General features: G+C 71.5%; 16 protein-coding genes. 5 read left to right on the top strand and 11 right to left on the bottom strand.

Annotated features, from left to right (window positions below; translation table 11 throughout):
* Positions 1 to 6 precede the first annotated feature (6 nt).
* A complete protein-coding gene (locus ACFPZI_RS06645) occupies positions 7 to 1,266 on the bottom strand; it encodes a cytidylyltransferase domain-containing protein (protein WP_381359401.1) in 1,260 nt (419 codons plus the stop codon).
* A 62-nt stretch (positions 1,267 to 1,328) separates the two neighbouring features.
* Positions 1,329 to 2,672 (bottom strand): DUF6716 putative glycosyltransferase, encoded by a 1,344-nt coding sequence (locus ACFPZI_RS06640; RefSeq protein ID WP_381359398.1) that lies wholly within the window; start codon positions 2,670 to 2,672, stop codon positions 1,329 to 1,331.
* A gap of 198 nt (positions 2,673 to 2,870) precedes the next feature.
* Here ACFPZI_RS06640 and ACFPZI_RS06635 point away from each other — a divergent pair, with 198 nt between their 5' ends.
* Positions 2,871 to 3,851, top strand: coding sequence for a glycosyltransferase family 2 protein (locus tag ACFPZI_RS06635; protein ID WP_381359395.1), 981 nt, complete (start codon positions 2,871 to 2,873; stop codon positions 3,849 to 3,851).
* Entirely contained in the window at positions 3,848 to 5,185 is a 1,338-nt protein-coding gene (locus ACFPZI_RS06630) for an alpha-2,8-polysialyltransferase family protein (protein ID WP_381359392.1), read from the top strand. Before ACFPZI_RS06635 ends, ACFPZI_RS06630 begins: the two co-directional genes overlap by 4 nt.
* Before the next feature lie 305 nt (positions 5,186 to 5,490).
* On the opposite strand, the gene ACFPZI_RS06625 is transcribed toward ACFPZI_RS06630, so the two are convergent.
* Positions 5,491 to 7,824 carry a glycosyltransferase gene (locus ACFPZI_RS06625; protein ID WP_381359389.1) on the bottom strand — a complete coding sequence of 778 codons (2,334 nt, stop codon included), beginning with the start codon at positions 7,822 to 7,824 and terminating at the stop codon, positions 5,491 to 5,493.
* Entirely contained in the window at positions 7,821 to 9,287 is a 1,467-nt protein-coding gene (locus tag ACFPZI_RS06620) for a glycosyltransferase family 29 protein (protein WP_381359386.1), read from the bottom strand. Before ACFPZI_RS06620 ends, ACFPZI_RS06625 begins: the two co-directional genes overlap by 4 nt.
* A gap of 240 nt (positions 9,288 to 9,527) precedes the next feature.
* Here ACFPZI_RS06620 and ACFPZI_RS06615 point away from each other — a divergent pair, with 240 nt between their 5' ends.
* The gene (locus ACFPZI_RS06615) at positions 9,528 to 10,649 is read left to right on the top strand and encodes an acyltransferase family protein (RefSeq protein ID WP_381359384.1); all 1,122 of its coding nucleotides are present in this window, start codon (positions 9,528 to 9,530) and stop codon (positions 10,647 to 10,649) included.
* A 7-nt stretch (positions 10,650 to 10,656) separates the two neighbouring features.
* Here ACFPZI_RS06615 and ACFPZI_RS06610 read toward each other — a convergent pair whose 3' ends face one another.
* Entirely contained in the window at positions 10,657 to 11,307 is a 651-nt protein-coding gene (locus tag ACFPZI_RS06610; RefSeq protein ID WP_381359382.1) for a TetR/AcrR family transcriptional regulator C-terminal domain-containing protein, read from the bottom strand.
* A 71-nt stretch (positions 11,308 to 11,378) separates the two neighbouring features.
* Here ACFPZI_RS06610 and ACFPZI_RS06605 point away from each other — a divergent pair, with 71 nt between their 5' ends.
* Positions 11,379 to 12,794: an FAD-dependent monooxygenase gene (locus ACFPZI_RS06605; RefSeq protein ID WP_461111214.1), complete on the top strand. Its 1,416-nt coding sequence runs from the start codon at positions 11,379 to 11,381 to the stop codon at positions 12,792 to 12,794.
* A gap of 15 nt (positions 12,795 to 12,809) precedes the next feature.
* On the opposite strand, the gene leuE is transcribed toward ACFPZI_RS06605, so the two are convergent.
* The 3 genes from leuE to ACFPZI_RS06590 all read right to left on the bottom strand — a co-directional run bounded on the left by leuE (position 12,810) and on the right by ACFPZI_RS06590 (position 15,789).
* The gene (leuE, locus tag ACFPZI_RS06600) at positions 12,810 to 13,463 is read right to left on the bottom strand and encodes a leucine efflux protein LeuE (RefSeq protein WP_381359379.1); all 654 of its coding nucleotides are present in this window, start codon (positions 13,461 to 13,463) and stop codon (positions 12,810 to 12,812) included.
* A gap of 55 nt (positions 13,464 to 13,518) precedes the next feature.
* The gene (locus ACFPZI_RS06595; protein ID WP_381359556.1) at positions 13,519 to 14,091 is read right to left on the bottom strand and encodes a Uma2 family endonuclease; all 573 of its coding nucleotides are present in this window, start codon (positions 14,089 to 14,091) and stop codon (positions 13,519 to 13,521) included.
* A 99-nt stretch (positions 14,092 to 14,190) separates the two neighbouring features.
* The gene (locus ACFPZI_RS06590; protein ID WP_381359376.1) at positions 14,191 to 15,789 is read right to left on the bottom strand and encodes an acyl-CoA mutase large subunit family protein; all 1,599 of its coding nucleotides are present in this window, start codon (positions 15,787 to 15,789) and stop codon (positions 14,191 to 14,193) included.
* 361 nt (positions 15,790 to 16,150) lie between these two features.
* Here ACFPZI_RS06590 and ACFPZI_RS06585 point away from each other — a divergent pair, with 361 nt between their 5' ends.
* On the top strand, positions 16,151 to 17,188 hold the full coding sequence (locus tag ACFPZI_RS06585) for a L,D-transpeptidase family protein (RefSeq protein ID WP_381359374.1): 1,038 nt from the start codon (positions 16,151 to 16,153) through the stop codon (positions 17,186 to 17,188).
* 217 nt (positions 17,189 to 17,405) lie between these two features.
* Here ACFPZI_RS06585 and ACFPZI_RS06580 read toward each other — a convergent pair whose 3' ends face one another.
* From ACFPZI_RS06580 to ACFPZI_RS06570, 3 genes are all read right to left on the bottom strand, one after another.
* Positions 17,406 to 18,623, bottom strand: coding sequence for a hypothetical protein (locus ACFPZI_RS06580; RefSeq protein ID WP_381359371.1), 1,218 nt, complete (start codon positions 18,621 to 18,623; stop codon positions 17,406 to 17,408).
* Complete coding sequence (locus ACFPZI_RS06575) at positions 18,623 to 19,297, bottom strand: RNA polymerase sigma factor (RefSeq protein ID WP_381359368.1); 675 nt, start codon at positions 19,295 to 19,297, stop codon at positions 18,623 to 18,625. The genes ACFPZI_RS06580 and ACFPZI_RS06575 overlap by 1 nt, the downstream gene beginning before the upstream one ends.
* A 334-nt stretch (positions 19,298 to 19,631) precedes the next feature.
* Complete coding sequence (locus tag ACFPZI_RS06570; RefSeq protein WP_381359365.1) at positions 19,632 to 20,528, bottom strand: hypothetical protein; 897 nt, start codon at positions 20,526 to 20,528, stop codon at positions 19,632 to 19,634.
* Positions 20,529 to 20,639 lie beyond the last annotated feature (111 nt).

The raw sequence follows: 20,639 nt of genomic DNA, 5'->3' as shown, positions 1-20,639 counted from the left end.
GTTTCCTTACTTGGGGAGGGAATCGAGAGAGGGGCCGAGGATCCAGCTGGCGATCTCCCGGATCGCGCCGTCGCCACCGGGGACGGTGGTGACCGCGCGTGCGGCGCCGCGTACGACGTCGTGGGCGCTCGCGACCGCCACGGGCCAGCCCACGAGGGCGAAGCACGGGAGGTCATTGACGTCGTTGCCGACGTAGAGCACGCGCTCGGGCGCGATGCCCTGTTCCTCGCACCACTGCTTCAGGGCGAGGTCCTTGCGGTCGATGCCGTGCAGCACGGGGATCTTGAGCTTGCGTGCGCGGGCGGCGACGACCGGGTTCTGTTCCGTGGACAGGACGAGCATCTTGAGGCCGCTCCTGCGCAGGGCGGCGATACCGAGTCCGTCGCCGCGGTGCACGGAGACGAATTCCTGTCCGGTGGCGTCGATCAGCACCCTGTCGTCGGTCTGGGTGCCGTCGAAGTCGAGGACGACCGCGTCGATGTCGTCGGCGGTCGGGAGGGCGCCGGGCCTTCCCGCGTCGAAGAGCGGGGCGAGGGCGCGGGCGCGGGCGAGGTCGTGCGGGTCGTCGATTTCCAGCACGCGGGCGGGGTCGGTGCGCACGAGTTCGGTGCGGCCGAAGAAACGGTGCTTGTGCTCGCGGAAGCCGGCCGCTTCCATCGCGTAGGCGGCGCCGGTCTCCAGGAGGTCCTGGGGGCGGTCCTGGCGGCGGGGGCGGAAGGACTTGTCGTGGTTGACGCCGAAGCCGCCGCTGCCACCTTCTCCCTGAAGGGCGTCCGGCTCCTCGCCGGTCGCGTCCCGCCAGACGAAGCCGTGGAACGGGGCGACGGTCACGGCCGTGTCGGCGCCCTGCGCGGCGACCGCGCCGGCCACGCCGTCGATGTCCTCGCGGGTCAGGAAGGGGCTGGTGCACTGGACCAGCAGGACGACGTCCACCCGGGCGCCGTGCAGCGCCTCGTGGGTGTCCAGGGCGTGCAGGACGGCCGCCTCCGAGGTGGCGAGGTCGCCCGCGATGGCGGCCGGGCGCATCACGATCTCGGCGCCGGCCTGCCGGGCGGCGGCCGCGATGGCCTGGTCGTCGGTGGAGACGACGACGTCCGTGACGTGGCGTGCGGCGCGGCACTCGCGGACGGCGCGGGTCACCAGGGGCGCGCCGCCGACCGGCGCGAGGTTCTTCGCGGGCACTCCCTTGGAGCCGCCGCGCGCGGGGATCACGGCGAGCACCCGGCGTACCGGGGTGCCACTCCGGCCCGCTTGCGGTTCGGTCATGGGATCAGCTCCTTGAGCAGGACGGGAAGGGATGCGGTCACGGCCGGCTGTGCGGGCGGCGCTCACAGCTCGCCCATCCGCCGGATCACCGGGGCCACTCGCTGGACGCCGTGGCGGTAGGCGCCGCGCGCCGCGCGGCGCACGATCTGCCGGACCGGTCCGGGCTCCTTGTCGGCGGCGGGGGTGCCGGGCAGCGGGGTGCCGTCCGGGCCGAGGTGGTGGCGGGCGAGCAGACCGGGCAGGTAGCCGGGTACGGTGACGGGCGTGTAGTACGGGGCCATCGGGGGCAGGCCGCCGGGGCGGTCTAGCAGCTCGGCGATGCGTGCGCGGGCGGTGTCGAAGGCCGTGTCGTACGACCCTCCCCCGGATGCGGAACCCCCGGCCGCGACGCCCTGCCGGGACACCCACTCCTCGTCCGGCACGGGCCGGTGGCCGGCGTCGAGCTGGTCCCAGGAGGCGAGGCAGCCGGAGCCGATGAAGTGGTGGTTGCCGAGCGCCTCGCGCACGCCGAGGTCGGTGAGGACCACGGTCGGGATGCGGCGGTGCAGGGACTCCAGGGCGGCCGTGGAGCTCACCGTGACCAGCAGGTCGGTGCGGTCCAGGACTTCGCCCATGTGCCCGTACACCAGGCGGAAGTTGGCCGGCGGGTCGAGCCGCTGGACCAGTTTCTGGTACGGCAGTTCCTCGATGTGCGTGGTGTGCTCGCCCGGCTTGGAGCGCAGCTTGAGCAGCACCTCGCGCTCGGGGTGCCGGCGGGCGTGCTCGACCAGCCGGTTCAGCAGGTAGGTACGGTCCCGGCGGTTCTCCGGTACGGAGGGCTGGACCGCGAAGACGACCGTGTAGGGGTCGTGCTCGCCGGTGTAGGCGGCCCCGCCGAGGAACGGCAGCGCGACCTCCGTCACCGAGCCGGCGTCGGCGCCCACGCCTTCGTACACGGCGCGGAAACGGTCCGCGTCCTGACGGGAGTTGGCGAGGACGAGGTCGGCTCCATGGCGCAGCAGCAGGCCGTCGGCGAGCTTCTCGTAGACGACTCCGACGTATCCGGTGACGACGACGGGCCGCTTCGCCCGGTCGGCGGGACCGTTCTCCCAGACGCGCCCGAGCCCGTGCAGCATCGCCTGCACCCCGCCGCCGACCAGGGCGAGGACGAGGAGGTCGTACGACTCCTCGCGCATGGCGTGCAGGAACTGGACCGCGGTCACCTCGTGGAGGGCGTCCGCCTGGACGCCGACCTCGTCGAGTTGACGGGCGGTGGGAGTCGCACGGCCCCGCAGGAGGTAACCGTCCAGGCGGATGTCCGAATTCTCCGGGGTGATGCGGTTCGCGGTGAGCGCGCCCCATTTCCACCGGGTATCGGAATCCGCGAGGACGGCGACTCGCAGGGTCTTCGTTGCACTTGCTGGCACAACGAAGACGTTAGGAAGCAATTCCGAGGAGCGGCCCAACCCGAATCCAACAAATGGTTAACAGCAGATCGCCGAATGGGGAATCAGCCCGCCCACCACGCGGAAAAATGTTCGCTTCACTGCTTCGCCACGCGCCGTTCACCCCGTATCAAGGTTCAGGTAAAGACGAATGACGGGCCGCCACCTAACGTCGAAGACGTGCTCAAGCTCTCCGTCATCGTGCCGTTCTACAACGTGCGCCCATACGTCCCCGATGCCCTGCGAAGTCTGCGCGCCAACGCGCGGGACGACTTCGAATTCATTCTCGTCGACGACTGCTCGACCGACGGGACCGCGGACCTCCTCGCACGCGCGGAGCGCGAGCTGCCGGGGGCGGTGCTGATCCGACACGAGAAGAACGGTGGCCTGGCGACCGCCCGCAACACCGGCATCGACCACGCCCGCGGCGCATACCTGACCTTCCTCGACGGCGACGACTGGCTGGCGCCCGGCTACTACGCCCGGCTGGTCTCCGCGATCGAGAAGCTGGACTGCGACTTCGTCCGCACCGACCACGTGCAGTGCACCGCGCGGGCCCGTGCCGTCCACCGCGTCCCGCACGGCCGGCGCAATGTCGCGCTGAACCCGCGCGACGCGATCCTCCCCTCCCACCGGACCACCTCCGTCGACTACGCCTACGCCTGGGCGGGCATCTACCACCGCAGGCTCGTCGAGCGCGGAGTGCTGCACTTCACCGACGGGCTGCGCACCGCCGAGGACCGGCCCTGGATCTGGAAGCTGCACCGGGAGGCGGAGTCCTTCGCGGTGACCAGCCTCCTCGGGGTCTTCTACCGGCGCGGGGTCTCCTCGTCGCTCACCCAGATCGGTGACGCCCGGCAGCTCGATTTCATTCGCGCGTTCGACCAGGTGATCGAGGAGACCGCGCGGGATGCCGATGCGGCGACCCTGCTGCCGAAGGCCGTACGCACGTACTGCGCCATCATTTCCCACCACCTGGGAACCATCGAAAGGTTCGAGCCACCCGTGGCGCGACAACTGAAGGCGATGAGCACCGCCGCGCTGCGGCGCATGCCGCAGGACGTACTCGACGACGCGCTCGGCTCGATGGACGCCGAGCGCGCCGGCCGGTTGCGCCGGCTGCGCCGCCGCCCGGTGCCGGCCGCGGAGGTCGCCGCGTGACCACGCAGATCTTCATGGCGTCGACCCTGTACGGCACGGCCACGCTCGCCGCGGCCCTGGACTCCGGCTGCTTCGCGCCCGCCGACCGGCGGATCCTGCTGGTCTCCAACAACGCGACGACACCCGAGACCACGCCCGCCGTCGACGAGATGCCCGGGTTCGAGCGGCTGCGGTCCCGGTTCGACGACGTGCTGTCGTGGAACGAGGCCATCTTCCCGTTCCACCCCGGCGGCTGGGCGCCGCGTGTGGAGGACGTGCCCCTGTGGGAGCGCTATCTGCGGCTGCTCTGGAACCTGGGCGACGACGACGTGGCGCTCGCCGTGGAATCCATCCAGGTCAACCCGGCTCTCGGGGTGACGCAGATCTTCACCGACGCGCCCGTCACCGTCTACGCGGACGGCCTGATGAGTTACGGCCCCACCCGCAACAAGATCGACCCGCTGGTCGGTACCCGGGTGGAGCGGCTGCTCCACCTCGACCTGGTGCCGGGGCTCGAGCCGCTGCTGCTCACCGAGTTCGGGGTGGCGCCGGAGGTGGTGGCGACCCCGGCGTTCACCAAGGTGCTGGCCGAACTGGTCGACACCGGCGGCGACCTGCCGGACGTGACGGAGCCCGCGCTGCTGCTGGGCCAGTACCTGTCCGCGCTGAACATCCTCTCCGCCGAGGAGGAGGAGAACCTTCATGTGCGGATGCTGAAGGGCGCGGTGAAGCTGGGTCACAGCCGGGTGGTGTTCAAACCGCACCCCACGGCCCCGGCGCGCTTCACCCGCACCCTGGAGGAGGAGGCCGAGCGGCTCGGCGTCGATCTCACGGTGGTGGACACCCCGGTGCTGGCCGAGGTGCTGTACCAGCGGATGCGTCCGGCCCTGGTCGTCGGCTGCTTCTCCACCGCCCTACTGACCGCGTCCGCCTTGTACGGCCTGCCGGTCGCCCGGGTCGGCACCGAGACCCTGCTGGACCGGCTGACGCCGTTCGAGAACAGCAACCGCGTCCCGGTCACCATCGTCGACGCACTGCTGCCGGAGCCGACGGACGAGGCGGCGGTCGCCGAGGGGCGCGGGCGCATGGACACCGACGCGCTCGGCGACCTCGTACGGGCCGTCGGGTTCACGATGCAGCCGAAGATCCTGCCGGGACTGCGGCCCGAGGCCGAGCGGTACCTGTCGGCACGGCTGAATGACGGCACCTGGCGGTACTTCAAGAAGAAGCGGCTGACGTCCCTCGGGCTGCCCGGCGGGGTGCCGGCCCAGCTCGGGTTCCTGCCGCGCAACGCCACGGTCCGGAAGGTCGCGCGCAAGGCGCGCAGGCTGCGCCGGGCGATGACCCGCCGCTGAGCACACGGGGCGCCCGCCCGGGACAACGGCTGGGGCGGGCACCCAGGATTCCGATGGGGCGGGCGCCCGATGCGCCGGGGAGGACGGGCGCCTGCCGGCCCCTCTGTTGATCACCCCTCGGGCACAGGTGAACGACGAGAACCGGGCGAAGAACGGCGGCGGTTCGCGGCTGTCCCGGCTGGTGAGGAAGGCCCTGGGCCGCTGAGTCCGCGGGCACGGCGTGAGGCACGCGGCACGCGGCATGTGTGAGCCCCCGCGGCCCGTCCCGGAGCGTTCTGGGACCGGCCGCGGGGGCTCACCCCGTTTCACTCCCCGAGGATCGCACTCAGGTCGGCGGCGTTCGCCTCGGTGACCTTCCACAGCGACTGCTGACGCTCGTGGACGTCGGCGACGGTCGCCGCGTGGCTGTCCAGGATGCCGATCGCCCGCTCGGTGAGCACGGCGCCCAGGTTCCGGTCGTGCACGGAGACACCCCACTCGGGGCGCTCGATGTCGGCCAGGAAGTACGCCATCTTCGGGTGCGAGATCAGGCTGATGATCGGCGTGCCCACGCCGAACGGGATCATCCCGGCGTGCCCGCGCATGCCGATGACCAGGCGGGTCTTCGCGTACAGGTCCCGGATCCCGTCGTTGTCGAAGTCGTACATCGGGATCACCGGCAGCGAGATGCCGTGTTCGCGGCGCAGGTCGAAGGCGATCCGCTCGTCGTCCAGCGAGTGCGCCACGCAGCGGACCTCGGTGTGCGCGCCGATGCCCCGCACGGCCTTGGCGATCTCCGCGAGGAAGTGCCCGTAGTCGTGTCCGAAGCGCAGGCCCGCCCGGTCGTACGCGGCGTTGAGCAGGACGGTGTCCTCGCGCTCGACCGGGTCCGTCCAGCCCTGCACCAGCTGGCGGCTGACCGTGGTGGGGCAGGGCTGGAAGCGGACCTTGTCGTGCAGGTGGTCCGGGAGCATGGCCCGTACCTTGGCGATGGAGCCGTGGTTGCGCAGCCCGAAGAACGAGGACTTCTCCACCAGCAGGCGCAGGCTCTCGCGGAAGCGCCCGGCCCGGTACGACTGGCCGTCGAAGGCGTTGAAGCCGACCGCGTACACCATGATCGGCACGTCGATGGCGCGCAGGTGCTCGTCGGGCACGTTCCACTGCCAGGCGCTGTTGCCGTTGGGCATGGTGTCCGGGATGAACAGTCCGCCGCCGCCGATGACCAGGCCGCGCCGGGCGTTGACCCGCTCCAGGGCGGCCTCGTCGAACAGCCGGTGGGCGTGCACGGAGTGCCAGCGGCGGGAGGTGGTGTCCGGGCCGAAGCCCAGGCGGACGGTCTCCGGCAGCAGCTTGTCACCGGCGTTGCCCTGGCGGTCCATGTAGAAGGCGACGTGCGCCAGCTGGTCCTCGGCGCCGCCCAGCTCCTGCTCGGGTACGGAGGCGGCGCGCTGGGCCCACAGCCGGCTCGAGCGGTGGGTGGGGTCGGCGGAGATGCCGGCGGTGGCGTGCCGCAGCGACTCGGCGTTGTCGCCGTGCACCCAGGCCATCTGGGCGAGCCGGGCATAGGCGGTGGCAGCCCGGTTGGGGGCGGCGGCGGCGAGCAGCAGCTGGGCCTTGGCCTCCTCGGAGCGCGAGACGCTCATCAGGGCGTGCCCGAGCACCTCGTGCGGCCAGGCCTCGTCGAGCGGGAGGTGCACGCTGCTCAGGATGTCGACGGCGTCCTGGTAGTCGCCGGACGCGATGTGCGCGGCGGCCACCTTGCGGGCGCTCTCGACGTCGCCGGTGCGCGCGACGTGCGGAGTGCCCAGGTGCACCAGCAGGTCGTGGTGGAGGGTGCCGGACCGGGCCAGGTAGGCGGCCTGGAAATCGGCGTCGGACAGCTCGAACTCGCGCCAGCGGTCCTCCGCCTGGCCGTATCCGGCCTCGCCGCCCTGCCAGGGCTTGTGGCGGCCGGTGAAGTGCAGGATCGCGGTGTCGTCGGGGACCGGCAGGTCGCCGGACAGGCGCCGCTTGACGAAGTTGTAGCGGGCGTCGAGGCGGACGAAGTCGCCGTCCAGGACAGCGTTGAGGATGCCCTGGTCGTGCTTGTCGAGCTCGTAGTCGCCGCTGCGTCCGGTCGCGTCCAGCTTGGCGCAGAACGCGTCGCTGAGGTACTCGCGCTGGATGACCAGCAGCCCGGAGTTCAGCTTGTGCTGCCCGTAGAAGAACTGCGGGACGGCCGCCAGGCCCTCGCGCAGCCGCAGCAGCTCACCGAGGTCACTGAGGACGACCATGTCGGTGTCGAGCGTGATGATGGTGTCGTACTCGCGCAGCCGGAAGATGTCGAGGATGAAGTACGCCTTGCGGACCAGGTAGTTGTCCTGGTCGCCCTTCTTGTACGTGTCGTAGTGCTCGGTGTTCACCCGACGCAGCACGATCCGCGGGTGCAGGGCGCGGATCCTGGCGATGGAGCCGGGGCGCAGGTCGTCGTGGAGCACGACGAAGTCCTCGCACACGCCCGGGTTGGACAGCGCGAGGCTGCGCAGCAGGGCGAGGAAGCCGGGCAGGTAGTTCTCGTCGACGTAGGCGGCGAAGGCGACGCGGCGCTTGCCGGTGAGCGCGTCCGACGAGAGTGCCGGCGCCGGGGGGGCCGTGGTCGTGGCCCCGGGGGTGATGGTCATCGCAGGGATATCCTCATGTCGGTCACTCGCTGGGCCCGCTGCATGACCCATTCCTTCTCGCTGGTGTACTCGTGCACGGAAGTGATCGGCATCTTCATGGCTTCCGGCACGCGGTAGGCGCCGCTCTCGTAGAAGTCGAAGCCGATCAGGTCGAGAGTGGGGCTGACGTCCAGGAAGTCCAGCAGGAACAGCATGTTGAAGCCGGTGGTCGGAATGCCCGACCAGGCGTCGGAGCCGAGCTTGCCGATGTTGCGCACGGGCCAGCGCAGCGACTCGTCGCCGAGGAACCGCTGGGCGCCGGGCACCAGGCGGTTGCGCAGGGAGTACTTCCAGTCGCCGGAGACGCCGCCGAACACGAGCCGGGTGGTGACCTGCTGGTCCCAGTTGAAGCCGTGCTTGTGGATGGTGGCGTGGATGTCGGTGCGCCCGCCGGTGTGCTTCTCGTCGATGCGGTACGAGTTGAAGCGGACCACCAGGTCGTAGGCGTCGATCTCGGCGCCCATCGAACTGGATCCGACCCGACCGGAGTTGGCGATGAGGCAGACGGACTTGCCGGCCACCTGGTTGCGGAACTCACCGAGGCTGATCCACTGCACGCCGCCGATGGTGGGATCGGCGACGGGGCCGCGCATCCGGTTGCGGCGCTGCTCGGCGTAGAGGGCGAGGACCTCGGTGAGCGCGGGGAGGTCGACGTCGCCACGTGCGGCGCGCAGTTCCAGGTACTGGCTCAGGAGCTCCTGCCGGTCGGCGACCGGCGCCTGCTCGGCGGCCAGCGCGAGGAGCGCTCCCACCATGCGCGGCTCGGCCTCGGACCAGTCCCCCACGGCGTGCGCGGCCAGGCCCTCGGCCCATACGTCGGTGGCGGGGCCGCCGGCGAACCGCTCGGCGCGCGGGCACTGGCGCCGCAGCAGGGCCAGCAGCTCCTGGTCCTTCTCCCCGGCGACACGCAGTCCGGCGATCTTCGCGGAGACGCCGAACCCGTCGCTGTCGGTGAGGCCCAGGTACCGCTCGTACGCGGGTACGGCCTCGGTCTCGTCGCCGAGGGCCTCCATCAGCCGGGCGCGCAGCCGCCAGCCGGCGCGGGAGTTCTTGCGCTGGGCGATGACGGTGTCGCTGATGACCAGCGCGAGGTCCAGCTCGTCGTCGTAGCCGCACTCCAGGGCCTTGTTGGCGACGGCGAGCAGGGCGTCCAGCACGTCGTTGGGGATGCCGGCGGCGGGGGTCGACGCGCCCTTGACGACCCGCTTGAGGCGGGCGGCGGCACCGCTCGGCGCGGCCGGCGCGGCGGCGGGGGCGTCACCTGTCGTCACCACGACGAGCAACTTGCGGAGCTGCTCGGCAAGTTCGGTCCTGCGGCGGTCCACACTGCCGACGAGTTTGCCGCTGTGCACCGCGCAGGCACGCAAGCAGTCGTCCAGCTCCCCTCCGCGCACACGTGCCCGTCTGTTCTGAACCGTCGTCATGGCACTCCTGTTTTACCGAACCAGCTGCGCGCTCGCTTCGCGACAGCATTGGTTGCATTTTCTTCCACGCAAGGGGGATGTTGGAAGAATTTAGAAAGCCAAAACGACATCCAGGTGAACTCACCTCTACCGGCCGGAGAATCATTGGCCTGACGTTCGGTTGTTCTCCGTCCATCGGACTAGCGTGCTGGCGTACCCTCGGCCGAATCCGGCCGGAATCATGAAACCCAGGGGTTTTCCTTGACCAGCGCGCTCGCCCGTCCGGCGCCCGAAGCGACCCGGCCGACGGAGCCGGGAAAGCCGCGCGGGCGTCCCCGGCTGCGCGCCCTGGACGGACTGCGGCTGGTCGCCGCGCTGATGGTGGCGGCCTATCACTACGGCGGGCGCGGCGGCGATGTCACCACCGCCTGGGGAAGCTCTCCGAAGGTCCAGTTCCCCACTCTCCACGAGTACTTCGCCTACGGCTGTCTCGGTGTCCAGATCTTCTTCGTGATCAGCGGATTCGTCATCTGCATGAGCGGCTGGGGCAGGCCGCTGCGGTCGTTCTTCGCCTCCCGCGCCTCCCGGCTGCTGCCCGCCTACTGGGCGGCGGTCCTCCTGGTGACGGCGGTGTTCGCCCTGCCGGTGGTCGTCTACGAGGCCGTCTCACCGAGCGACGCCCTGGTGAACCTGACGATGCTCCAGCAGCCACTCGGCGTGGACCGGGTGCTGGGGGTGTGCTGGACACTGTGGGCCGAGATCCGCTTCTACGCGCTGTTCGCCCTGTTCGTGGTGATGCCCGGGGCGACCCGGCAGCGGGTGATCCTCTTCTGCGCGCTGTGGATCCTGGCGGCGGCGATCGCCGAAGGCGCGAACGAGCCGCTGCTCGACCTCGTCCTGATGCCCCAGTACGCGCCGTTCTTCGTCGGCGGTGTCGGCCTGTACCTCGTCCACCGCGACCGCAAGGACATGTACGCCTGGGGCATCGTCGGGGTGAGCTGGCTGATCGGCCAGCACTACGCGGTCCAGGACCTGTGGCACACGCCGAGCCCGGACGCCTTCTCCAACAGGACCTCGTTCGGCATCATCCTGATCGTGACGCTCGGGTTCGCCGCGGTCGCCGCCATCGCGCTGGGCCGGCTGGACTGGGCGAACTGGCGTTGGCTGACCGTCGCGGGCGCCCTCACCTACCCGTTCTACCTGGTCCACGAGCACCTGGGCTGGGTGGTCATCCACGGCCTGCACCGCGGCCTCGGCATCGGCTCGGCCGGGACCTTCACCCTCACCATCGCCGCGATGCTGCTGCTGGCCTGGCTGCTGAACCGGTACGTGGAGGAGACGCTGACGCCGAAGATCCGGGCGGTGCTGTCCAGGGTGCGCTGAGCGTCCTTCAGTCCACGCCGTACCGCGCCGCGATCCCCGCGATCAGCAGCGCCAGCCCTTCCTCGAAGTGCCGGCCGTAGTCCTCGAAGATCTCCCTGCCCGCCTCGGCCGCCAGCGGGAAGCCGGCCATGAGGCGGGCGCGCCCGGCGAGGTCGAAGCCCTCGCGCCGCTCTCCGGGCAGCGGCTCGACGCCCTGCTCCTCGGTGACGAAACCGAGCGTGTAGAGGTACATCGTGTTCAGCGCGCGGGCCGCCTGGGGCAGGGTGAGACCGGCGGCCGTGAGCAGGCGCAGGTTGTCCTCCATCTGCTCCACGTGCACGAGACCGGTGAAGCGTGAGCCGCTGAACACCTTCGCGCCGTCGCGATAGCCGAGCAGCGCCGCGCGCAGTCCCCGGTTGGCTTTCAGCAATCGCTCCCGCCAGGTGTCACCGGCGTCGAGCGCGGCACCGGCAGTCATCCGCCGGTACATCTCGGTCGCCATCTCGTCGAGCAGCGCCTGCTTGTCCTTGAAGTGCCAGTACAGGGCGGGCGCCTTGACGTCCAGTTCCCTGGCGATGGCGCGCAGCGTCAGGCCGTCCAGGCCCACCTCGTTCAGCAGCCTCAGCGCCGTGTCGGCGACCCGTTCGCGGTCCAGGGGCGCGCGTCGTTCCGTACTCACACTTGACAACTTAACACCGTTAAGGCCACGCTCGGCAACGACGGCCACTTAACGACGTTAAGGAGCGGATCGTGAACGACACCGATGTCCTGATCGTGGGCGCCGGCCCCACCGGCCTCACCCTCGGTATCGACCTGGCCCGGCGCGGGGTTCCCGCCCAGGTCGTGGAACGGGCGGACGGGCTGTTCCCCGGCTCGCGCGGCAAAGGGCTCCAGCCGCGCACCATGGAGATCTTCGACGACCTCGGCGTGTACGACGCGATCCGCGCGGCGGGTGGAACCTACCCGGCCGGGATGATCTGGCAGGACGGCGAGCGGGTCGGCGAGCACCGGATGTTCGACCCGGTCGGGGCGGACGAGGACTCGCCGTACACCGAGCCCTGCATGATTCCGCAGTGGCGCACGCAGCGGATCCTGCTGGAGCGGCTGGAGGAACTCGGCGGCAAAGTCGCCTTCGGCCGGAAGGTCACCGGCCTGACCCAGGACGAGGAGGGCGTGACGGTGCGCCTCACCTCCGGCGACGCGGTGCGCGCCCGGTACGCCGTCGCCGCGGACGGCGGCCGCTCGGCGGTGCGCCGCGCGGTCGGCATCACCATGACCGGGGAGCAGGTCGACCCGGGCCCCATGCTCGTGGCAGACGTGCGGATCACCGGCCTCGACCGCGACAACTGGCACATCTTCCCGCCCCGCGACGGCGGCGACATCCTCGCGATCTGTCCGCTGGCCGGGACGGAGGACTTCCAGCTGATCACCCGGTTCGCGCACGGTACGGAGGTGGACCTTTCCCTCGACGGCATACGGCGGGTCGTCGCCGCCCGCTCCCACCTCGCCCCCGACGACGTCACCGAGGTCCGCTGGGCCTCGGACTTCCGCCCGCGGGCCGCGCTGGCCGACCGCTTCCGCGCGGGCCGGGTGTTCCTCGCCGGTGACGCGGCGCACGTGCACTCCCCGGCCGGCGGCCAGGGCCTCAACACCAGCGTCCAGGACGCCCACAACCTGGGCTGGAAGCTGGGCGCGGTGCTGCGCGACGGAGCGGTCGCGTCCCTGCTGGACACCTACGAGGAGGAGCGGCGCCCGATCGCCGCGCAGATGCTCAGCCTGTCCACCAGCGTCCACCGGGGCGAGACCAGGCGCGGAGCGGCCACGCGCCAACTGGGCCTGGGCTACCCGGCGTCGTCCCTCGCGCGCGAGACACGTACGGCTCCCGGCCCGCTGCGGGCGGGCGACCGCGCCCCCGACGCCACGGTGGACGGCGTACGCCTCTTCGACGCGTTCCGGGGACCGCACTGGACCCTGCTGGCACTGGGGGTGCCGGCGCCCGGCACCGAAGTGCCCGTGCGGGTGGTGCGCGGACCGGCGCACGAGTCCTACGGAACGGGGCTGTTCCTCGTCCGTCCCGACGGGTACGTCGGCTGGGCCGGGGACACGGCGGCGGCCGGACTTCCGGAGTACCTGACCCGGTTCGGCCCTCGCCGGCCGCCGGCCTGACCCGGACGAGAGGCCCTATGCGCCCGCGAGCGAGAGCTTCGCCGCGAAGCCCAGGAACAGGGCGCCCGCTGCCGAGGTGGCGCCCGCCGACAGGGCCCGGCGACGGCGGAAGGCGGCGGCGAGTTTGGTGCCGCCGAAGATGAGCGCGCTCAGGTAGAGCACGCTGGCGATCTGCGCGAAGACGCCCAGGACGACGAAGGACAGCACCGGGTGGGCGTAGGCCGGGTCGACGAACTGCACGAAGAAGGAGACGAAGAACAGGATCGCCTTGGGGTTGAGCAGGCTGATGACCAGCGCCCTGCGGTACGGCCGCTCCATCGGGGCCGCGTCGGCCGTGACCGCCTCGGGTGCGCTCTGCTCCCGCCGGGTCCGCCACATGCCCCAGGCCGCGCGCAGCATGCCGATCGCGAGCCATGTCAGATAGCCGGCGCCCGCGTACTTCACGATGCCGAACAGCACGGCGTTCGCCTGGAGCAACGAGGCGACGCCCGCCGCGGACAGCGTCATCAGCACGGCGTCCCCGCACCAGACTCCGGCCGCCGCCCGGTAGCCGACCCGCACCCCGCGCCGGGCGGCGACGGACAGGACGTACAGGGAGTTGGGGCCGGGCAGCAGCACGATGAGGATCAGGCCCGCGAGGTAGGTGGGGAGATCGATGACACCGAACATGAAAAGGAGTGTCGCACGGGGGTACGACACTCCGATTCGGCTGTCCGGAGTTCGGTCAGTCGTCGCCGTCCAGGAGGGTGTCGACGGAGAGGTCGAGGGTGATCCCGACGGATTCGGGGACGGGGACGGACTGGCCCCGCTTGAAGTACTGGGGGTCGGGGTACTTGCCGTCCTTCGGGTCGGTGTACAGCAGGACCTCGTCGTGGTGGCGATCCGCGATGAGGTAAGCCGGGATGCCCGCCCGGGCGTAGGTCCCGACCTTGATGGCCGTGTCGTTGGACCAGTTGGTGGAGGTCACCTCCAGCACCAGGCGGAAGACGTGCGGCGCGTAGCAGTCCTTCTCCACCAGCGCGTCCCTGTAGTCGTCATCGACCACGGAGAAGTCGGGGACCGCGTAGTCGTCGGGTCCCGTCGGCAGCCACAACCCGATGCCACCGATGTATCTGAGACCCGCCTGCCTGGCTCCGATCCGTGAGAACTCCTCGACGAGCCAGGTCAGCGACTCCTGGTGCGGACCGTCCGGCGGCGGTGTCACGACGATGCTCCCGTTGAGGATCTCTACCCGGTGGCCGGGCAGCTCCTCCCAGAGATGGTCAGCAGCATCGGCAAGCGACGACTCGTGCAGCATCACAGCCACGGCACCCTCCTTACGGGAACACCCTCCACGAGGGTAACCGGGGATGTGCGGCTTTCACCCCCAATCACCCATTCGGGGTAATGGCCCAGCTCAGAAGGCGTCCGAGGGCACGTACGTCCCCCACACCTCCCGCAGCGCGTTGCACACCTCGCCCACCGTCGCCCGCGCGCGCAGGGCGTCCTTCATCGGGTACAGGACGTTGTCCTCGCCCTCCGCGGCCTTCTTCAGGGCGGCCAGGGCGTTGTCCACCGTCTGCTGGTCGCGCTCCGCGCGCAGCTTCGCCAGGCGTTCGGCCTGCTGGGCCTCGATCGCCGGGTCGACGCGCAGCGGCTCGTAGGGCTCCTCGGCGTCGAGCTGGTAGCGGTTGACGCCGACCACAACCCGCTCACCGGAGTCGGTCTCCTGGGCGATGCGGTAGGCGGAGCGCTCGATCTCGCCCTTCTGGAAGCCGTGCTCGATGGCGTCGACCGCGCCGCCGAGGTCCTCGACCCGCTCCATCAGCTCCAGCGCCGCGGCCTCCACCTCGTCGGTCATCCTCTCGATGACGTAGGAGCCCGCGAAGGGGTCGACTGTCGCCGTCACGTCCGTCTCGTAGGCGAGGACCTGCTGGGTGCGCAGGGCCAGACGGGCGCTCTTGTCGGTGGGCAGCGCGATGGCCTCGTCGAAGGAGTTGGTGTGCAGCGACTGCGTGCCGCCGAGCACCGCCGCCAGGCCCTGCACGGCGACGCGGACGAGGTTGACCTCGGGCTGCTGGGCGGTCAGCTGGACACCGGCCGTCTGCGTGTGGAAGCGCAGCATCAGGGACTTGGGGTTCTTCGCCCCGAACTCCTCCTTCATGACCCGGGCCCAGATCCGGCGGGCCGCGCGGAACTTGGCGACCTCCTCCAGGATCGTGGTGCGGGCGACGAAGAAGAACGACAGGCGGGGTGCGAAGTCGTCGACGTCCATGCCGGCCGCGACCGCCGTACGGACGTACTCGATGCCGTCGGCCAGGGTGAACGCGATCTCCTGCGCCGGGGAGGCCCCCGCCTCGGCCATGTGGTAGCCGGAGATCGAGATCGTGTTCCACTTCGGGATCTCGGCCCGGCAGTACTTGAAGATGTCCGCGATCAGCCGCAGCGACGGCTTCGGCGGGAAGATGTACGTCCCGCGCGCGATGTACTCCTTCAGCACGTCGTTCTGGATCGTGCCGGTGAGCTGGTCGGCCGGGACGCCCTGCTCCTCGGCGACGAGTTGGTACAGGAGCAGTAGGAGGGAGGCGGGCGCGTTGATCGTCATCGACGTGGAGACCTGGTCCAGCGGGATCCCGCCGAACAGCACCCGCATGTCGTCGATCGAGTCGATGGCGACGCCCACCTTGCCGACCTCGCCCGAGGCGATCGGGGCGTCGGAGTCGTGGCCCATCTGGGTGGGCAGGTCGAAGGCGACCGACAGGCCCATCGTGCCGTTGGCGATCAGCTGCTTGTACCGGGCGTTGGACTCGCTCGCCGTGCCGAAACCGGCGTACTGGCGCATCGTCCAGGGACGGCCGGTGTACATCGTCGGGTACACGCCCCGGGTGAACGGGAACGTCCCCGGCTCGCCCAGCTGCTCGGCCGGGTCCCAGCCCTCGAGGGACTCCGGTCCGTAGACCGGTTCGATGGGCAGTCCGCTCTCGGTGGACCGAGCACTGTCCGACTCGCGTGCCATGGTGTGATGCCTCCCGCTGAGCAGCGCTGCTCGGCCTGCTCGCCCGTTAACCGTCAGTTGCTCACCAGTCAGTACAGACCGACTACCCGTAGTACGGACCCGACTCTCCGTCGGACTGTAGCCGTGGGCGTGGGACCCGGTGCAGGGGCGCACGCTGGGACCTTCCTCACAGAGCCGGTGGGACCCCGCTCACAGCGCTCACCTCCGCCGCCGTCCGCCTGTCACTCACCACCATGCTCCCTGGTTCGGAAGCGGTCACGTCGGGGAGCATCTCAGGTGACGGCCCGCAGGGACCGGTGAGGCGAGGGGGGCTCGCATGCGTACTACGGGCGTGGGGACCGGAGCGGTGAGGACCGGGGCCATGGGGACGACGGCGCGGACACCGACGCGGACCCGGTCGCGGTCGCGGTCGGGCACAGGTACGGGTACGGCGACGAGGGCCGTTGCGGCGGGCGTGGCGCTGGCCGCGCTGGCCGGGGGTGCGGTGGGCTGCACCGTGCAGCCCGTCGACGCGGACGGCGACGGGCGGTCTCCGGTGCGCATCGAACTGCCGAGCCGGACGCCGTCGGCGTACCGGCCGCCCTCCGACACGGGCTCCGGTTCCGAATCCGGGTCCGGGTCCGGGTCCGGGTCCGGCAGCGATTCCGGGTCCGGGGCCGACTCGGGGGCCGGGTCCGGGGCCGGCAGCGATTCGGGGGCCGGGTCCGGAGGCGACGGCAGGAGGGGCGAGGGCTCCGACGCCGGGGACCGCGCGGAGAGCGTGCCGGCGCGGGTGCTGTGGTCACCGGGTGACTCGGGCCGTGACATCCGTGAGCTCCAGGCCCGGCTGCGGCAGATCGCCTGGCTGTTCGATGGCCCCACCGGGACATACGACGGCCCCACGCGGGAGGCCGTCGAGGGGTTCCAGGGCAAGCGCGGGCTGCCGCGGACCGGGCGGACCGACACCGTCACCTGGCAGCGGCTGCTCGGCATGACACGCGAGCCGGGCCGGTGGGAGCTGTACCTGATGGGCGGCCAGCCGGCCGCCGCTCCCGACGCGCGCTGCCGGACGGGCCGGGTGCTGTGCATCAGCAAGTCCAGCCGCACCCTGCGCTGGATGATCGACGGACGGACCCTGACGACGCTGCCCGTCCGCTTCGGCTCCGACCCCACACCGACGCGCGACGGTGTCTTCGAGGTCTACTGGAAGTCCCGCGACCATGTGTCCACGCTCTACGACTCGCCGATGCCCTACGCCATGTTCTTCAGCGGCGGCCAGGCCGTGCACTTCTCGGCCGACTTCGCCGCGCGGGGCTACGCCGGTTCCTCGCACGGCTGCGTCAACGTGCGGGACGAGGCGGCCATCGCCCGGTTGTACGAGCAGGTGCGCAACGGCGACAAGGTCGTCGTCCACTGGTGAGCGCCGCGGGCGCCCAGCAGCATCGGAGGGGTGAGAAGGGCGCGGGCGGGACCGGGGGAACGTGTCCCGCCCGCGCCGAATGCACGAGCCACAGGTACGGGGGTAACCCGGCTCCATGCAAAAGCCGATGACCAGTCGGCTCACTCAGTACTGCGCCCCGGTGGCCGAAAACGTCACACCGGGGCGCGGAAACGCCGCACGCCCGTAACGTCGCAGTTCAGCCGGACGCGTCGGCACCCTTGCCGTTCTTGCCGCCGTTGGCGTTGCCGTTGCCGTTGCCGTTGTTGCCGTTGCCGTTCCCGTTGCCGTTGCCGTTGTTGCCGTTGCCGTTCTTGCCGCCGTTGGCGTTCCCGTTGCCGTTGCCGTTGTTGCCGTTGCCGTTCTTGCCGCCGTTGGCGTTGCCGTTGGCGTTCCCGTTGCCGTTGCCGTTGCCGTTGTTGCCGTTGCCGTTGCCGTTGTTGCCGTTGGCGTTCCCGTTCGCCGCGCCCTCGTCGCTGCCGTTGCCGTTGCCGCCGTCCCTCTTCGCGGTGGAGCCGGAGTCAGGGCCGGAGCCCGTGCCCGCGTCGGCTCCGGTGCCGTTGGTGGCCAGGACGTTCTCGCAGTACGGCCCGACCTGGGCGGAGCCGCCCGCCGCGCCCTCCAGCAGGCGCCTGCGGTTGCCCGGGAGCTTGCGGCCGTCGCGTAAGGCGCGACAGGCCGAGGCGATCTGCTTCCCGCGGCCGTTCCCGGCCGCGAGGCCGCCGGTCTTCACGCCGCGCTCCACCGCGCCGCCGTCCTCGTCGGCGCCGGTGCCCGGTCCGTCCTGCTGCCCGGTGTCACCGCCGGCGGCCCCGGACGGCTTGCCCGGCTCACCCCCGGGTGCGGCGCCGCCCGGCGCGTCCGTCTTCGACGGGTGCGGCGCCAGGGGACGTTCGGATGGGCCGGTGGCGGTGGCCGGGGCGGCGGGGCCGGAGACTCCGGATGGTGTCGGCAGCACTCCGGTACCGGCCAGGACCGCGGCACCGCCGACCATGCCCACGGTCAGCGCGGCGGCCAGTCCGAAGCGCACGGGGCGCGCCCAGCGGGACGCCCGCTCGGCTCCGGGTCGGTCCGCGGACGGGGCACCGATCCTGACCAGCCCGACGTCAGTGCCCTTGCCCTGAGCGGCCCCGGTCCGGTGCGCGACAGGTACTGCGGACACGTCGGACACGGCCTCGCCGGCCCGTCCCGCCCGCTCCTCGCGGACCTCGCGGACCTTGCGGAAAGCGGCCAGCGCGGCGGCCTCACCAGGGAGTTCCCCGCCGGCCGGCGGGGGTGGGGCGGACAGCGCGCCGAGTGCGCTCGAGAGCCGTTCGGCCTGATCACGGTCGGCCGGGTCGACAGCTTCGGGTGACTCTCCGCTCAGCAGTCGCTCCGCCGTTTCGCGGTCCAGCCACCTGTACTGCTCGTCGGCCATCACATGTCCTTCTGCGTCCGCGCTCGCATATGCGTCACACTCGCGGACGTCACCGCAGGGCGGCGTGGTTCTCTCTGGGGCGGGAGGGCGTCGAGCGCCCCTGCAGATTCCGGATGTGCTTCCGGATCGCCGTCGAGTATCTCAGCCAGCCGTCTCAGGCCCCGGTGCGCGGCCGTGCGTACGGCGCCCGGCCGCTTGCCCAGCGTCTCGGCGGCGGTCCTCGCGTCGAGGCCCACGACCACCCGCAGGACGACGGCCTCGGCCTGGTCCTGCGGCAGCCGCGAGATGAGGGCGAAGGCGCCGTCGGTGGCCATCGCCTCGATGGCCTGGTCGGCGGTGTCGGACTCGGCGGGCCGCCCGGTCAGTTCGGTCTCGTCGCCGCCGATCGCGGGGCGGCGCCCGCGCATGCGGATGTGGTCGAGGGCCCGGTTGCGGGCGATCCGGGCGGCCCAGCCGCGGAACCGGTCCGCGTCACCGCTGAACCGCTGCAGGTCCCGGGCTATCTGCAGCCACGCCTCGGACGCCACGTCCTCGGCGTCGAGTTCGCCCACCAGCGTGCGGACGTACCCCAGCAGCCGGGGGTGCACGGCCCGGTACACCGTCCGGAAAGCGCTCTCGTCCCCGTCCTGCGCCGCCCCCACCGCAGCCGTCAACTCCGCGTCGTCCCCCAGCACCGCGCGCGCCCTTCTGCGCCTGAGCCGGCACCGCCTGCGCGGACCGGGTTCTCGCTGTCATGGTTCCTCTGTGTCTCGGCCGCCCGTGGTGGTTGTGGTCGTTTGCCCTCGGACGGCTGGCGCGAAAGGCACGTTACGACCTCAAACCTCTCCCCGTCCATGTCCGTCCACGATCCCGTGCATGATTCAACGAACCTGTGACCGCACGGTGTGACAGAAAACGCACTCATGGCGCTGTAGGAATTACGGGCCGCCGCGCGGTCCGTGCCGCGCGACGGCCGGGGCCTCTCCTGTGGGGGGTGGCGGCCCCGGCCGTTGCCGTGGCAGGCGTGGACTACGGCTTCTCTTCGCCGCCCGGCCGGGCGGACGCACCCCGACGACCGCTCGCACCGTTGTCCGGACCACCGGAGCCGTTGCCGGAGTTGCCCGCATCGCCGGGCCGGTTCCCCGGCGCACCGGTGCCACCGGGCTCCGCCCCGCCCGTCACCGACCGCACCTGCCCGGCGCAGTGGGCCTCGACATTCGCCGCGCCGCCCGCCGCCTCGACGAGCCGCTTCCATGCGGCCGATTCGAGCGCCTTGCCGCGCCCCTCGACCTTCTCGTACGCGCGGCAGTGGGCCTCGGTGTCCTTGGCCCGGAAAGGGCGCTCCGCGGCGGTGGGGCCGGAGCCCGCGTCCGGGCCGCCGGCGGGGGACCGGCCGGCGGACGGCTCCTCGGACAGGTACTCGGACGGGAGGGAGGTGACGGCCGGTGCCGATGAACGGGCCCCGCCCTCCCGGGAACCGTCCGTCGCCGTTCCGGTCGCGCCGATCCCCGCGACGGCGACCCCGCCCAGACCGAGGCCGGCGACCAGAATGGAGAGGGCGGCCTTCACCGAGAAGCGGCCGAGGCGCCGTTCCCCGGGCCGCCAGTCGTCGCGGCGCCGGGTGCGGGTGCGATGCGCGCCCGCGTCCCGTGCCTCCCGGAACGCGGCCACCGCCCGCTGCTCGGACCCGGCGTCGGCAGCGCCCTGGGCCAGGGCTTCGACGAGCAGGGCCTCGAGGCCGACGGGGTAGGGGCCGACGGCGTCACGGACAGGGTGCCGACCGGAGGAACCGGAGGAAGGGGCGGAGGCAGAACCGGGACCGGGGCCGGGGCCGTCCTGGCCGGCCGTGCGGTGGCCCCTCGACGTGTGATCAGGGTGCACACCCCGACGGCCGGGCGTCCCGCCGTCGTTCCTCCGTTCACCCATGTCCGTTTCCGTCCCTGCTCGATCCGTTCAATCCGTTTGATCCATCCGGTCCACTCGGCCGGCCCTGCCGGGCGGTGACCGTCCGACCGACACATACGTTCCGCACATCCG

Origin of the sequence: Streptomyces chlorus, assembly GCF_042655885.1 — a bacterium.
GTDB classification, from domain to species: Bacteria; Actinomycetota; Actinomycetes; order Streptomycetales; family Streptomycetaceae; genus Streptomyces; species Streptomyces chlorus.
The sequence above is the reverse complement of the archived record's forward strand: the minus strand, read 5'-3'. Positions and strand labels throughout refer to the sequence as shown.

What these genes read in the sequence shown, in the direction of transcription:
- ACFPZI_RS06645 (WP_381359401.1), bottom strand. Translation starts at nt 1,266, where the DNA reads ATGACCGAACCGCAAGCGGGCCGGAGTGGCACCCCGGTACGCCGGGTG.
- ACFPZI_RS06625 (WP_381359389.1), bottom strand. Translation starts at nt 7,824, where the DNA reads ATGACCATCACCCCCGGGGCCACGACCACGGCCCCCCCGGCGCCGGCA.
- ACFPZI_RS06620 (WP_381359386.1), bottom strand. Translation starts at nt 9,287, where the DNA reads ATGACGACGGTTCAGAACAGACGGGCACGTGTGCGCGGAGGGGAGCTG.
- leuE (WP_381359379.1), bottom strand. Translation starts at nt 13,463, where the DNA reads ATGTTCGGTGTCATCGATCTCCCCACCTACCTCGCGGGCCTGATCCTC.
- ACFPZI_RS06595 (WP_381359556.1), bottom strand. Translation starts at nt 14,091, where the DNA reads ATGCTGCACGAGTCGTCGCTTGCCGATGCTGCTGACCATCTCTGGGAG.
- ACFPZI_RS06590 (WP_381359376.1), bottom strand. Translation starts at nt 15,789, where the DNA reads ATGGCACGCGAGTCGGACAGTGCTCGGTCCACCGAGAGCGGACTGCCC.
- ACFPZI_RS06585 (WP_381359374.1), top strand. Translation starts at nt 16,151, where the DNA reads ATGGGGACGACGGCGCGGACACCGACGCGGACCCGGTCGCGGTCGCGG.
- ACFPZI_RS06580 (WP_381359371.1), bottom strand. Translation starts at nt 18,623, where the DNA reads ATGGCCGACGAGCAGTACAGGTGGCTGGACCGCGAAACGGCGGAGCGA.
- ACFPZI_RS06570 (WP_381359365.1), bottom strand. Translation starts at nt 20,528, where the DNA reads ATGGGTGAACGGAGGAACGACGGCGGGACGCCCGGCCGTCGGGGTGTG.